This is a genomic window from Streptomyces sp. NPDC002573, from assembly GCF_042889625.1.
Taxonomy (GTDB): domain Bacteria; phylum Actinomycetota; class Actinomycetes; order Streptomycetales; family Streptomycetaceae; genus Streptomyces; species Streptomyces gibsoniae.
In genome coordinates this window covers 22,508-35,845 of the sequence record NZ_JBIARC010000037.1, presented here as the reverse complement: position 1 = coordinate 35,845, position 13,338 = coordinate 22,508, and the positions used below count along the sequence as shown (strand labels likewise).

General features: G+C 71.6%; 14 protein-coding genes. 6 read left to right on the top strand and 8 right to left on the bottom strand.

The genetic code is table 11. The annotated features are described in order from the left end of the window. The first annotated feature begins 58 nt into the window (after positions 1-58). Positions 59-2,308: a DUF1996 domain-containing protein gene (locus ACFYX0_RS29645; protein WP_388974563.1), complete on the top strand. Its 2,250-nt coding sequence runs from the start codon at positions 59-61 to the stop codon at positions 2,306-2,308. Positions 2,309-2,402: 94 nt separating this feature from the next. Here ACFYX0_RS29645 and ACFYX0_RS29640 read toward each other — a convergent pair whose 3' ends face one another. Together ACFYX0_RS29640 and ACFYX0_RS29635 are read right to left on the bottom strand one after the other, a co-directional pair. Continuing rightward, positions 2,403-2,789, bottom strand: coding sequence for an anti-sigma factor antagonist (locus ACFYX0_RS29640; protein ID WP_355915850.1), 387 nt, complete (start codon positions 2,787-2,789; stop codon positions 2,403-2,405). A gap of 138 nt (positions 2,790-2,927) precedes the next feature. After that, a complete protein-coding gene (locus tag ACFYX0_RS29635; RefSeq protein ID WP_388974561.1) occupies positions 2,928-3,881 on the bottom strand; it encodes an NADP-dependent oxidoreductase in 954 nt (317 codons plus the stop codon). A 71-nt stretch (positions 3,882-3,952) separates the two neighbouring features. On the opposite strand from ACFYX0_RS29635, the gene ACFYX0_RS29630 reads away from it, so the two are divergent. After that, complete coding sequence (locus ACFYX0_RS29630; RefSeq protein WP_388974559.1) at positions 3,953-4,900, top strand: GlxA family transcriptional regulator; 948 nt, start codon at positions 3,953-3,955, stop codon at positions 4,898-4,900. A 12-nt stretch (positions 4,901-4,912) separates the two neighbouring features. Here ACFYX0_RS29630 and ACFYX0_RS29625 read toward each other — a convergent pair whose 3' ends face one another. Then, on the bottom strand, positions 4,913-5,476 hold the full coding sequence (locus tag ACFYX0_RS29625; RefSeq protein ID WP_388974557.1) for a TetR/AcrR family transcriptional regulator: 564 nt from the start codon (positions 5,474-5,476) through the stop codon (positions 4,913-4,915). Next, positions 5,473-5,835 (bottom strand): DUF1304 domain-containing protein, encoded by a 363-nt coding sequence (locus ACFYX0_RS29620; RefSeq protein WP_388974555.1) that lies wholly within the window; start codon positions 5,833-5,835, stop codon positions 5,473-5,475. The genes ACFYX0_RS29625 and ACFYX0_RS29620 overlap by 4 nt, the downstream gene beginning before the upstream one ends. 196 nt (positions 5,836-6,031) lie before the next feature. Between ACFYX0_RS29620 and ACFYX0_RS29615 the strand changes: the two genes are divergently transcribed. Continuing rightward, positions 6,032-6,424, top strand: coding sequence for a VOC family protein (locus ACFYX0_RS29615; protein WP_355915865.1), 393 nt, complete (start codon positions 6,032-6,034; stop codon positions 6,422-6,424). A gap of 31 nt (positions 6,425-6,455) precedes the next feature. Here the strand turns inward: ACFYX0_RS29615 and ACFYX0_RS29610 are convergent, their stop codons facing one another. Both ACFYX0_RS29610 and ACFYX0_RS29605 read right to left on the bottom strand, forming a co-directional pair. Next, positions 6,456-6,764 carry a DUF4235 domain-containing protein gene (locus tag ACFYX0_RS29610; RefSeq protein WP_311695280.1) on the bottom strand — a complete coding sequence of 103 codons (309 nt, stop codon included), beginning with the start codon at positions 6,762-6,764 and terminating at the stop codon, positions 6,456-6,458. 72 nt (positions 6,765-6,836) lie between these two features. Further along, positions 6,837-7,847: a glutathione S-transferase family protein gene (locus tag ACFYX0_RS29605; RefSeq protein WP_388974553.1), complete on the bottom strand. Its 1,011-nt coding sequence runs from the start codon at positions 7,845-7,847 to the stop codon at positions 6,837-6,839. Between the two features lie 244 nt (positions 7,848-8,091). Here ACFYX0_RS29605 and ACFYX0_RS29600 point away from each other — a divergent pair, with 244 nt between their 5' ends. Then, positions 8,092-9,036 carry a cation diffusion facilitator family transporter gene (locus tag ACFYX0_RS29600; protein WP_388974639.1) on the top strand — a complete coding sequence of 315 codons (945 nt, stop codon included), beginning with the start codon at positions 8,092-8,094 and terminating at the stop codon, positions 9,034-9,036. A gap of 38 nt (positions 9,037-9,074) precedes the next feature. On the opposite strand, the gene ACFYX0_RS29595 is transcribed toward ACFYX0_RS29600, so the two are convergent. Continuing rightward, positions 9,075-9,506, bottom strand: a complete 432-nt coding sequence (locus tag ACFYX0_RS29595) for a DUF3291 domain-containing protein (protein ID WP_388974551.1) — start codon at positions 9,504-9,506, stop codon at positions 9,075-9,077. A gap of 156 nt (positions 9,507-9,662) precedes the next feature. On the opposite strand from ACFYX0_RS29595, the gene ACFYX0_RS29590 reads away from it, so the two are divergent. Both ACFYX0_RS29590 and ACFYX0_RS29585 read left to right on the top strand, forming a co-directional pair. Beyond that, complete coding sequence (locus tag ACFYX0_RS29590; protein ID WP_355915877.1) at positions 9,663-10,295, top strand: MerR family transcriptional regulator; 633 nt, start codon at positions 9,663-9,665, stop codon at positions 10,293-10,295. 174 nt (positions 10,296-10,469) lie between these two features. Continuing rightward, complete coding sequence (locus ACFYX0_RS29585; RefSeq protein WP_388974550.1) at positions 10,470-12,803, top strand: SpoIIE family protein phosphatase; 2,334 nt, start codon at positions 10,470-10,472, stop codon at positions 12,801-12,803. A 63-nt stretch (positions 12,804-12,866) separates the two neighbouring features. On the opposite strand, the gene ACFYX0_RS29580 is transcribed toward ACFYX0_RS29585, so the two are convergent. Then, entirely contained in the window at positions 12,867-13,313 is a 447-nt protein-coding gene (locus ACFYX0_RS29580; protein WP_388974548.1) for a nitroreductase family deazaflavin-dependent oxidoreductase, read from the bottom strand. Positions 13,314-13,338: the final 25 nt, after the last annotated feature.

Genomic DNA, 13,338 nt, shown 5'->3' with positions numbered 1-13,338 from the left:
GGATTTTCGTGCCAGGCCCCACGACGTGCCAGGCTCCACGACGTGTAGGAGTACTCCCTTGAGACGCAATTCGCGCAGACGCCCGACCGGCGCCCGGCGCGCGACTTTCGCAGCAGTCGCGCTGATCATGGGGGGAGGGGGACTGGTGGCGGTGAACGTCTACGCCTCGGCGAGCGAAGGCGGCTGGGGCGGTGCGTCCGGCCAGAGCGGCGGCGACCAGACCCTGGCGTCGCGCACCGTCACTCTCGACTGCCCGGACGTCGGCCAGCAGTTGACCCAGACACCGGCCAAGGCGAAGCAGCAGGTCGACGCGGATCTGGCCACCCTCGACAAGCAGATCACCGACGCGTACGAACGGCTTGCCTCGACGCGCCAGGCGCAGACGGACGACGGGAACTACGTCCAGAACGCGATCCTCGGCCCGCTGAAGGACAAGCGCGCCGCGATGATCGACCGGATCAAGGCCGACTACCAGCAGGCGGGCGCCACCGCTCCCGGCGCGATCGACGGCATGGCCCCGTGCACCGGGGTCCCCGCCGACCAGGGGCAGCCCCCGGCCGACGGGCAGAGTGGCACCGGCCAGAGCGGCACCGGTCAGACCGGAAGCAGCCAGAACAGCGCCGACCCGAGTGGCACCGGCCAGAACGGCACGGGTCAGACCGGAAGCAGCCAGAACGGCGGCGGCCAGAACGGTCAGCAGCAGGGCAACGGTGGGCAGGCCGCCAGCGGCCCCGTCGCCTCGGACTTCGTGGACATCCGAAGCGTGCAGCCGAACGTCCAGAAGCCCGCTCAGCAGGGCGACGCCTCGACCGGCGCCTTCGTCACCAAGTGCGGTGTCAACGCCAACGGCAACCACAACACGGACAACGTGATCGTGGCGCCGGGCGTCAAGAACGGCGCTCACCATCTGCACGACTACGTCGGCAACCAGTCGAACGACGCCTTCGCCACCAACGACACGTTCGCGGCGGCCCAGACGAGCTGCGAGAACCAGGGGGACAAGTCGTCGTACTACTGGCCGGTGCTGCGGGTGCAGGACGGCACGCAGGACTTCGACCAGAACAACGACGGCGGCGGCAAGGAAGGCAACATCGGCAAGATCCTGGTCGCCAAGAAGGCCCAGATCACGTTCGTCGGCAGCCCGACGAGCAAGGTCGTCGCGATGCCGAGGTTCCTTCGGATCATCACCGGTGACGCCAAGGCGTTCACCAACGGTCCGGCGAACGCCAACGCCCACTGGAGCTGCACCGGCTTCGAGGACCGCCAGCTGACCGACAAGTACCCGATCTGTCCCTCCGGGAGCAGCGTGGTCCGCTCGTTCGCCTTCCAGAGCTGCTGGGACGGTCAGAACATCGACAGCGCCAACCACCGCACCCATGTCGCCTTCGCCGACGCCAACGGCAACTGCCAGAACGGCTTCAAGGCGATCCCGCAGCTCACGATGCGCCTGGTGTACGACGTTCCGCCGCCGGTCATCGAGAACGGCCAGGTGAAGAACCCCTACGCGGTGGACGGCTTCCCCGAGCAGCTGCACAAGCCGGCCACCGACCACGACGACTTCATCAACGTCATGACCGACGAGCTGATGGGCCAGGTCGTCGACTGCATCAACAACGGCCGCCAGTGCGGCGGCGGGTCCGGTGACTCGTCGCAGAACACGCCGCCGCCCTCCGACCCTTCGTCCGGTGGCAACGCGGGTTCCGGCCAGGGCTCCTCGTCCGGTGGCAACTCGGGTTCGGGTCAGGGTTCTTCGTCTGGTGGCAACTCGGGTTCGGGTCAGGGTTCTTCGTCTGGCGGCAACTCGGATTCCGGTCAGGGCTCCTCGTCCGGCCACAACTCGGCTGGGGGTGCCGGTTCCTCGGCGGGCGGCAACGCGGGTTCGGGGTCCTCGGCCGGTGACCACTCCGGGTCCGGGTCCGGCTCCGGCGGCGGGCAGACGACGCAGCCGACGACGGGTGCCACGGGCGCCTCGGGTGCCGGTACGGGCTCGGGCGGTGGCAACGGTGGTGGCGCCCCGCGCGTCTTCGCGTCGGCCTCGGCGGCCCATGGTGAGGCGTCGGCCGCGCCGCAGGGCACCTCGGACGACAGCCACAGCGGATCGGGCGCCGCGCAGCCCTCGGCGACCGCGCAGCCTTCCGCCGCGGGCGGGTACGCCCCGACCGCCCCGCCGCAGACCGAGCCCCAGGCGGTCACGGGCGGACTGGCCGAGACCGGTGCCAACCTGTGGCCGGCCGCCGGCGGAGCGGTGCTCGTCATCGCGGGTCTGGTGCTGCTGCGCCGCATCGCACGCAGGCCCGCCCGATACTGATCACGGACGGCACATGAAGGGGGGCGGGACCCGTCGACGGGTCCCGCCCCCCTTCACTCGTCCCGGACCGGACGCCTTCCGCGCCCCCACCGGCTCAGTTGATCTCCAGCGTGCCGGTCGCCTCCGACCGGCTGAGCACCTCGTCCAGCGACGCCATCGGCGGCAGCACCTCGGCGAGCCGGGTGAGGTGCAGAATGCGCAGTGTCAGCGGATGGGTGCAGACGAGGTGCAGCGCGCCGCCCTGTGCGAGCACCCGGCGCCGGGCGCGGAAGAGCAGACGCAGCCCCGAGCAGTCGAAGAACTCCACCGGGCTCAGATCGATGACGACCCTCGGTCCCGGGCGCCCCGTCGCGGCGTCCAGGAACGGCGTGATCTCGAGCGCCGCGGCGACATCGATCTCACCGTGGAACTCGATCACCAGATGACCGCGGTCCCGGTGGATGCGCAGGGACCGGGGGAGCGGTGCGGGGCCGTGCTGCACGTCGACATCGCCTCCACCGGCTCCGGGCTGGAGTGGACCCAAGTGCATTGTCCACTCTGCAAGTTACCTCGATGGAGCGAATTTCAGCATGTTCGGTTGACATATGTCTTCCCCATTGCGCGCGCAGCTGAGGAACCGTCAGTCCACCAGCAGGACCAGTTTGCCCGTGGTCCGGCCGGCGTCGCCGATCTCGTGCGCCTTGGCGGCCTCGGCCAGCGGGAACGTCCCGGCGATGGTCGCCCGCAGCCTGCCCTCCTCGACGAGCCCGGCGATGGCCCGCATCCCGTGATGGTCGGCGTCGACGAGCATCTCGGTCGCGCGCACCCCCAGCTTCTCGGCCGCAACGGGCAGTTCCTTCGATCCCGTGGGCAGGATGGTGACCAGGATTCCGCCCGGGCGCAGGGTGCGCAGCGAGCGCTGGACATAGTCACCGCCGATCGTGTCGAGGACCACGTCGACGTCCCGTACCGCCTCCGCGAAGTCCGTCTCCCGGTAGTCGATCAGCTCGTCCGCGCCCAGTTCCCGCAGGAAGTCGTGCTTGCCCGCGCTGGCCGTGCCGATGACATGCGCGCCACGCGCCTTGGCGATCTGCACGGCCACGTGCCCGACGCCGCCGGCGGCCGCGTGGATCAGCACCCGCTGGCCCGGCCGCAGGTCCGCCGTCTCGACCAGGGCCTGCCAGGCGGTCAGCGAGACCAGCGGAAGCGCGCCGGCCTGGGTGTGGTCGATCACCGAAGGCTTGTGGGTGAGGGCGCGGGCCGGGACGGTGACGTACTCGGCGTGCGAGCCGTGGCCGAAGGGATAGGGCAGCATCCCGAAGACCTCGTCCCCGGTCTTGAAGAGGGCGACGCCGAGTCCGGTCTCCTCGATCACGCCGGAGACGTCCCATCCGAGGACGAACGGCGGCTCGCCGAGGAATCCGCCGGTGGCGCGGTGCTTCCAGTCGGTCGGGTTGACCCCGGCCGCGTGTACCCGGACCAGCACCTCGTTGGGTCGCGGAGAGGGGCGCTCCAGCCGGACTTCCCTGAGGACCTCGGGGCCGCCGAGGACGTCCTGGCGGATGGCGCGCATCGTCGTGTTCACAGTGCTCATGGTGTCCCAGCGTGCCGGGGCGCGCCCGCCGGGGAAATGGCATGATTGCCAAGCTTCGATAGAATCCTGCCATGCGGCATGTGGAACGGATCGTGGTCCTGGCGCTCGACGGCGTCTACCCCTTCGAGCTGGGCATCCCCAGCCGGATCTTCGGCGCGGCCGACGGGCGCTACGAGGTGCTGACCTGTTCGGTCGACGGGCGGCCGGTGCGCAGCAACGCGGACTTCTCGATCACGGTGGAGCACGGGCCGGAGGTTCTGGCCACGGCCGACACCGTCGTGGTCGCGTCCGTCGCGCCCTCGTACATCACCCCGGACCTTCCGGAGGACGTCGCCGCGGCCCTCGCGCGGATCCGCCCGGACGCCCGTATCGTCTCGATCTGCACGGCGGCCTTCGTGCTCGCGGCGGCCGGCCTGCTCGACGGCCGGAGGGCGACCACTCACTGGCAGGTCGTCGACCAGTTCCGCCGGAGCTTTCCGCAGGTCGACCTCGACCCGGACGTGCTCTTCGTCGACGACGGACGGCTCCTCACCTCCGCCGGAGCCGCCTCCGGGATCGACGTCTGTCTGCACATCGTGCGCACGGACCACGGCAGCGCGCTGGCCAACGCGGTGGCCCGGCGGTGTGTGGTGCCGCCGTTCCGGGACGGCGGACAGGCCCAGTACATCGAGCAGCCGATTCCCCAGCAGGGGGCGGCGAGCACGGCCGCGGCCCGCGCCTGGGCCCTCGAACACCTCGATGAGCCGCTCGCGCTGGCCGATCTCGCCCGTCACGCCGGGATGAGCCTGCGCACCTTCGCCCGCCGCTTCCAGGAGGAGGTGGGCCTGAGCCCCGGCCGCTGGCTCATCCAGCAGCGGGTCGTCCGCGCCCGTCATCTGCTGGAGTCCACCGATCTGTCGGTGGACCAGATCGCCGGTGAGGTCGGCTTCGCCACGGGCGCCTCGCTGCGCCAGCATCTGCACGCGGCGATCGGTGTGTCCCCGCAGGCGTACCGCCGCACCTTCCAGGCGGTCCGCTGAGGGGAGTGCCGTTCACCGACTGCGGTGCAGGGCGACCAGCAACTGCCACGACTGGTCAGCGATCTGACGGGGTGTCGCCTCGATCAAGCCGTGCAGCCAGTCCGCCAGCACACCCGCGAAGGAGGCGGCCACGGCGGACGCCACCAGGGGCGCGTCCGCGGCGCCCGCGAGTTCACGCTCGGCGAGGCTGCGGGCGCGCAGATCCCGGTGCAGTACACGGCCGAGCGGGCCGCCGCCGCCCGGCGTGAGCAGCGTCCGGTAGAGGGCGGCGTGCGGGGCGAGCCCCGCGAAGAAGTCGTGGAGTGCCGCCGGGGCGTGCACCGGGTCCGGCCGGCCGCGCCAGGCGTGCAGCGCGTCCACCGCCTCCCGTACGACATCGGCGCAGGCGTCGACCGCCAGCGCCTCCAGATCCGCGTAGTGCACATAGAACGTGGCACGCCCGACCCCGGCCCGGCGCACCAGCGCGGCGACGCCGATCTCCTCCAGCGGGCGCTCGGCGCACTCCCGCAGCAGGGCCTCCCGCAGTCGCGCACGGGTGCGGGAGGCCCGGGGGTCCGCCGGCTCCGCCGCGGTCATCGCGCCACGAGCACGGCGGCCAGGGCGAGCGCGCCGGGCAGCGCCTGGACGACCAGGATGCGCCGGTTGGCGGTGACGGCCCCGAACACGCCCGCGATGACCACGCAGGCCAGGAAGAAGACCTGCACCCGGTACCCGGTCGGGTCGCCGGCCACGAGCCCCCACACCAGACCGGCCGCCAGGAACCCGTTGTACAGGCCCTGGTTGGCGGCCATCGGCGCGGTGGCGCGCGCCATCTCCGGCGCGAACCCGTGCAGCCCGCGCCCTGGCTTCTTCTCCCAGAGGAACATCTCCATCGCAAGGATGTACGCATGCAGCAGGGCCACGAGCCCCACCAGCACGTTCGCCACGATCTCCATCGACGACCGACCCCACCCCGAAGACAACTGACATGGACAGATGTCCAGCATACCTGGACAGGTGTCTCGGAATTCCCCCGGACGTCTCACGGCAGCGCGGCTCCCGCCCGGCGCAAGCCGACTGAATGCGGAGGAGGGGGATATCCGGAGAGGGACGCGGGCGGGGAAGCCCGCCCTGGGCACACAGGGAGGAAGCATGTCACCGGTCGTGGCGGGCGTCGTGGTCCTGGACTGCGCCGAGCCCGAGAAGCTCGCCGTGTTCTATCAGCAACTGCTCGGCGCCGAGGAGACCGACGCCACCGCGAACCGGGTGGAGATACGGAGCCCGGACGGGCTGCGGCTGGCGTTCCGCCGCGACGCGAACGCCACCCCGCCGAGCTGGCCCCGCCCCGAGAACTCCCTCCAGGTCCATCTGGACTTCCTGGTCGACGACCTCGACGAGGCCGAGCGCAGGGTGGTCGGCCTGGGCGGCCGTCCGCTGGAGGCAAAGGACGCGGCGGGGCCGTTCGAGGAACGAGGCTACGCCGACCCCGCCGGGCACTCCTTCACCCTCTGTCTGACGAGGGCCACGGCGCCGAAGCAGGGCTGAGACGGCGCCTGGCCGCGCGGCGGCGCGGGACTCAGTCCCGGCCGCCCTTCGTCGTGGCCGGCCACACACCCGTGGACCGCTCGATCGCCTTCGCCCCCGCGCGGTCCGCCACACTGCGGGCCACGGCGAAGAGCGCGCCCTGGACGGCCGCCGCGAGCACTATCTCGCCCCAGCCGCGGTCCTTGTCCAGCGCGTCGGGTGCGTTGTCCTCGTGTCGGATCGCCTTCCACGCCTTGCGGAAGACGACCCCCGCGAGGGCGCCGCTCGCCCAGCCGAGGGCGAACCCGACCGGCTTGTAGACCAGGGGAAGGCCGGCCTTCCCCTTCTTGCCCTTGGACACGTTCTTCTCCTTCGTCGTGTGCGTGGCCCTCGCCGCTCCGCTCCGCTCGTCCACCCGTTGCCTGGGGCGTTCTCAAGGCCGCCCGGGGGCGGGGACCTCCTCGCCCGGCCGTACCGGTCCGGGCGGTGTCCCGTCCCCGAACGGGCGCCCGCCCAGCTCCTCCCGGCCGTGCGCCGAGAGCCAGCCGGCCAACTCCGGTCCGAGCGGCACGATGCCGGTCGGGTTGATCCCCGTGTGGACCTCGTAGTAGTGCCGCTTGATGTGGTCGAAGTCGACGGTGTCCCCGAATCCGGGTGTCTGGAACAGGTCGCGGACGTACGCCCACAGCACCGGGTCCTCCGCCAGCTTCCACCGGTTGCACTTGAAGTGGCCGTGGTAGACGGGGTCGAAACGTACGAGCGTGGTGAACAGCCGGATGTCGGCCTCGGTGATCGTGTCGCCGACCAGGTACCGCTGCCCGGCCAGACGCTTCGACAGCCACTCCAGCCGGTGGAACACCGCGGTGCACGCCTCCTCGTAGTCCTTCTGGTCGGTGGCGAACCCGGCTCGGTACACCCCGTTGTTGAGGTCCTCGTACACGCCGTGCATCACGTCGTCGATCTCGTCGCGCAGCCGCTCGGGGTAGAGGTCGGGAGCCCCCTCGCGGTGCAGGGCCGTCCACTCGGTGGCCAGATCGAGGGTGATCTGCTGGAAGTCGTTGGTGACCAGTTGCCCGCTCGGCACGTCTACGATCGCGGGCACGCTGACGCCGCCCGGATAGCCGGTCTCCCGGGTGTCGTAGGCCTCGCTGAGGAAGCGGATGCCGAGAACGGGGTCGCGGCCGTCGGCGTCGAGGGTGAACCGCCAGCTGCGGTCGTCCTGGATCGGATCGACGATGCCCATCGACAGCGCGTCCTCCAGGCCGAGCAGCCGCCGGGAGATCACGGCACGGCTCGCCCAGGGGCAGGCCCGGCAGGCCACCAGTCGATAGCGCCCTTCCGCCACCGGCCAGCCGTCGCGCCCGTCCGCCGTGATCCGGTCGGCGAAGTGGCTTCTGGACCGGTTGAACTTCTTCTTGCCGTACGCGCTGTTGCCGTCGCTCATTCCCCGCCTCCTGACGCGGACGTTCGCCCGCACGGTGGTTGGGTTCCCCCTCTGTCCCCCGATTTACGTCCCGGCGCCGTGTGAGATCGGTCGACGGGGGCAGTCGGGCGAGGTGAGCGGGACATCATCCAACGCGGACGAGCGGGAAGGGCCACGGACGGCGGGGGAGCCTCCGGACGGCGATGCGCCCAAACACGGGCCCGCGCGGCACGACGGGGACTCGGACGGCAGGACACGTGTCACGGTGCTCGTGGCGCTCGGCGCGAACCTGCTGATCGCCGTGGCCAAGACGGTCGGCGGACTGTTCGCGGGCTCGCCCGCGCTGTTGTCGGAGGCCGCGCACTCCGTCGCCGACAGCCTGAACGAGATCTTCCTGCTGGCCGCGCTGCACCGCAGCCGTCGCCCGGCCGATCGCCGCCATCCCTTCGGCTACGGGAAGGAGCGGTTCTTCTGGTCGCTGCTCGCGGCCGTCGGCATTTTCGTGATGGGCGGCTGCTTCTCCTTCTTCCAGGGGCTCGGAGCCCTCAAGGGTGGCGCGAAGGAGTCGCACAGCGGCTATGCGGCCGGGCTCGCCGTGCTCGGGGTCGCACTGCTGTCGGAGGGCGCCTCGCTGGCGCGGGGCCTGCACCAGGTGCACCGGCAGCAGGGCACGACCGCGCAGCGACTGCGCGACCCCGCGTTGCGCACGGTGCTCGCCGAGGACAGCACGGCGGTGCTCGGCGTGCTGCTCGCGATCGCCGGCATGTCGCTGCACATGGTCACCGGGAGCGTCGTGTGGGAGGCGTCCGCCTCGCTCGCCATCGGCGCCCTGCTGGTCTACGTGGCCTACCGGCTCGGCCGGGACGCCCGGGACCAGTTGATCGGCCAGGCCGCCGATCCGGAGCTCAGCGAGCGGATCCACGCGCTGCTGAAGGCGCAGCCCGAGATCGACAGCGTGGAGGCGCTGCTCACCATGCAGCTCGGCCTCGGGTCCCTCCTGGTGGCCGCGCGTGTCGACCTGGTCCCCGGTCTGGACAGCGAGGAGGTCGAGGAGGTCGCGGTGCGCATCAAACGCTCGGTCGCGCACACCGTCCCCGAGGCCGACCAGATCTTCCTCGACATCACGGACGCCCCGACCCGTGCGGCGGAGCGGCAGGCCAACGGCGACGCGACGGGCCCCGCCGCCGCGAGGGCGTACGGCGGGACCTGACGGCCGCGTGCCCGGCCGGTGGACAGCGCGAGGCGAAGTCAGACGGCCGTGGCGGGCCCCTCGGCGGTCTGTGCCTCGCGGTGTTCCTGCTCGGCCAGCCGGCGCCGGGCGTCCGCCCAGCCGAGGGGCAGCTCCGCGGCCGGTACCTGCCAGAACGTGAAGACCGAGCGGCTCATCGTGGAGCGCAGACCGGTCATGACCGACCGATGCGGCTCGGCCTTGGCGTACGCGTACACGGCCTGCTTGCTCTCCCAGGTCGACAGTGTCCAGAACGTGCGCTTGAACGGCTGGGCGACCAGCGAGACGCCGTACGCGCCCGGCGCGCTGCGGGCCTGCTTCCACGCCGCGAGCGACTTCAGGAAGAACCGCGGTACGTCGGTGAGTGAACGGACCTCCAGCCGGGAGGCCATCACGAAGGCCTCGGCGTCCGACGGGGGAGTGCTGACGGTGGTCCAGCGGAGTGTGGGCACGGCGCGTCCTTCTTCCGGCGGGAGTCGAGGGCACCGCGGTGCGCGGAGACCGAAAGGGGCGCACAGCGGGCAGGCATGATCGGAGGTCCCATTGGATACCTCCACTATCCATGTTAGACAGTGAAGGTATCCAATGACCAGAGTGGAGCCGCCCCGATGCGTCTGTCCGAACTGAGCCGCCGCAGTGGCGTCTCCGTCACGACGATCAAGTACTACCTCCGTGAGGGCCTGCTCCCGCCCGGCCGTCAACTGTCCGCGACCCAGGCCGAGTACGACGACGACCATCTGCGCCGGCTCCGTCTGATCCGCGCGCTCACCGGCCCGAGGGGCCTGTCCGTCAGCATCACCCGGGACCTCCTGGGCGCCCTGGAGGAGCACACCGGCGACATCCATGTGCTGCTGGGCCTCGCTCTCGGCGCGATCGGCCCGGGCGGGGAGCCGGGCGGCGACGCCCCGGAGGGCTCCCCGGAGCGTGGCGAGGTCGACCGGCTGGTGGACGAGTTGGGCTGGGCGGTCCACACGGGCGCCCCGGCCAGGACCACCCTCGCCGAGACCCTGGCCTCACTGCGTGGCCTCGGCGTCCCGCTCGACTGGCGTGTCCTGCTGCCGTACGCGCGGCTGGCGGAGCGGACCGCGGCGCTCGACTTCGACCAACTGGAGGGCATCGACGACTCGTTGGAGGTCATGGAGCGCGCGCTGCTGCTGACCGTCCTGCTGGAGCCCGCACTGCTCGCGCTGCGGCGCCTGGCCCAGGAGAACGAGTCGGCCCGCCGGCACGCCCGCGCCTGACCGGGGCTCCGGCTGCCGCGTTCCACCTGGTGTCCGCCCGGGGCCCCGGCTCGCGCGCCGCACCCGGCGCCCGCCCGGCCGCCGTACCTACCCCAGCACCCCGGACCGTACGACCGCCGTCACCGCCGCCGGGCCGGGTTGAGGCAAAGTCCGCGAGGGATCATTCTGGACCATATGGAAGAAGTCGCCGCCGCGGCGATCGTCGACGCCCGGGGCACGGTGACGGGATGGACCGAGGGCGCACGGCGGCTGACGGGATACGCGGCCGAGGAGGTCGTGGGTCGCGCGGCGCAGGACCTGCTCGCCGAGAACGTGTCCCCGCCCGTGCTGACCGCGCTCACCGGCACCGTCGTCCTGCGGCACCGGGACGGTGGTTCCTTCCCCCTGCGCGTCAGCGCCTACCCGGTGCTCGGCGTGGACGGCGAGCCGCAGGGCTTCGTGGTGACCACGACGCCCGAGGCGGCGGAGTCGCTGGTGGTGGCCCTGGCGTATCAGCAGGCACCGGTCGCGATGTCCGTGTACGACACACAGCTGCGCTTTCTGCGCGCCAACGACAGGGCCGCCGAGCTCCTGGAGGCGGTGGCGGACACGCTCGCGGGACGGCGCTTCGCCGATCTCCTGTCCGAGGACGACGAGTCCGGCTGGCACTTCCACCGCTCGTTGCGCCAAGTCGCGGAGACCGGGCGCCCCGTGCACTACGAGAACCACACCCGTCCCTTGCCGCAGCACCATGAGCATGCCTGGACCATCGACATGTGGCCGGTGAAGGACGCCGCCGGCGAGGTGACCGCGGTCGCCGTGGCGGCCGTCGACGAGACCGAGCAGTACTCGGCCCGGCGACGCCTGATGCTGCTGAACGAGGCCGCGGTCGTCATCGGCACCACGCTGGACGTGCCGCGCACCGCCGAAGAGCTGCTGGAGGTGGTGGTCCCGCGGTTCGCCGACTTCGCCAGCGTGGATCTGCTGGGCTGGGTCCTCGGCCAGGACGAAGGGCCCACGGAACGTGGCGACCCGGTCATGCGCCGGATCGCCCACCGGTCCGTCACCGAGGGGACACCCGAGGCCGCGGTCAGGCTGGGAGACGAGGACATCTATCTGCCGCACTCGCCTCCCGCACGCGCGCTGCGCGAGTGCCGGGCCGTGCTCCGCAGGGCGGGCGAAGCCGACTTCGACCACTGGGCGCAGGAGCGCAACGCACGGGACGTCGGCGACCCCGCGGCCCGGAACGGCGCTCACTCCCTGATGGCCGTCCCGCTCATGGCCCGCGACACGATCCTGGGCGTCGCGGTGTTCGTGCGCATCCGCAACCCGGACCCCTACGCGGCCGACGACACCGTCTTCGCCGAGGAACTGGTCAGCCGGGCGGCCGTCTGCATCGACAACGCCCGCCGCTTCGCCCGCGAGCGGTCGACCGCGCTGGCCCTCCAGCACAGCCTGTTGCCGCGTGCCCTGCCCGGACCGGTCGGTCTCGAAGTGGCCCACCGCTATGTCCCGTCCGGGTCGACGGCCGGATTCGGCGGGGACTGGTTCGATGTGATCCAGCTGTCCGGCAGCAGGGTCGCCCTGGTCGTGGGCGACGTGGTCGGCCACGGCATCGGGTCCACGGCGACCATGGGGCGCCTGCGCACCGCCGTCCGCACCCTCGCCGACGTCGACCTCGCGCCCGACGAACTCCTCACCCATCTTGACGACCTGGTCTCCCACCTCGCGTCGGAGGGAGCCGGTGACGAGGTCGCCGAACTCGGCGCCACCTGCCTGTACGCCATCTACGATCCGGTCTCGTGCCGCCTGGACCTGGCCGCGGCGGGACACCCCGCCCCGGCCGTGCTGCGGCCCGACGGCAGCGCACACCTCGTCACCATGTCGGCCGGGCCGCCCCTGGGAGTCGGCGGTCTGCCCTTCGAGTGCCTTCGACTGGAGCTGCCGGAGGGCTCGCTGATCGCCCTCTACACCAACGGGCTGATCAGGGGCCACAGGCGTGATCTGGACTGCGGCACCAACGCACTGTGCCATGCGCTGGAGGTGCCGAAGGACTCCCTCGACGCCCTGTGCGACGGGGTGCTGAAGGCGGTGCTGCCCGACGAGCCCGGCGACGACGTGGCCCTGCTGATGGCGCGCACCCGGGCCCTGGGCGCCGACCGGGTGGCCACCTGGGACGTCCCCACGGACCCGGCGTATGTGGCCACCGCACGGCAGAACGCCATCGACCGGCTGGCCGAATGGGGCCTGGAGGAGACCGCGTTCGTCACGGAGCTGGTGGTCAGCGAGCTGGTGACCAACGCGATCCGCTACGGCGGATCGCCCATCCGGCTGCGGCTGATCCGCGACCGCTCACTGATCTGCGAGGTCTTCGACGGCAGTTCCACCTCGCCGCATCTGCGCCGGGCACACGTCTTCGACGAGGGCGGCCGAGGTCTGCTGCTGGTCGCCCAGCTCACCCAGCGCTGGGGCAGCCGGCAGACCGACCAGGGCAAGACCATCTGGGCCGAACAGCCCCTGCCCGGCTGAGTCCCCGTGACACAAGGGCGGGCCGCACGGCGAGAGCGCCGCGCGGCCCGCCACTGCCGGGACTCACTTCCCGGTGGGCTCCAGCACGAAGAGGGGGATCTCCCGGTCCGTCTTCTTCTGGTAGTCGGCGTACGGCGGGAAGGCGGCCACGGCCCGCTCCCACCACTGCGCCTTCTCTTCGCCCGTGACCTCACGGGCCGTCATCTCCCGGCGCACCGGCCCGTCCTGGAGCTCCACCGTGGGATGCTCCGTCACGTTGTAGTACCAGACCGGGTGCTTGGGCGCGCCGCCCAGCGACGCCACCGCGGCGTACCGGCCCTCGTGCTCCACGCGCATCAGCGGAGTCTTGCGGATCTTGCCGCTCTTGGCCCCGAGAGTCGTGAGGATGATCACCGGCATCCCCGTGTCCTGGAGCGTGGTGCCCTCGGTGCCACCGGAACGCTCGTACAGATCCACCTGTTCGCGCACCCACTGCGTCGGGCTGGGTTCGTACTCGCCCTCAAGAGGCATGTCATCCGTCCCATCGTCGCGTACG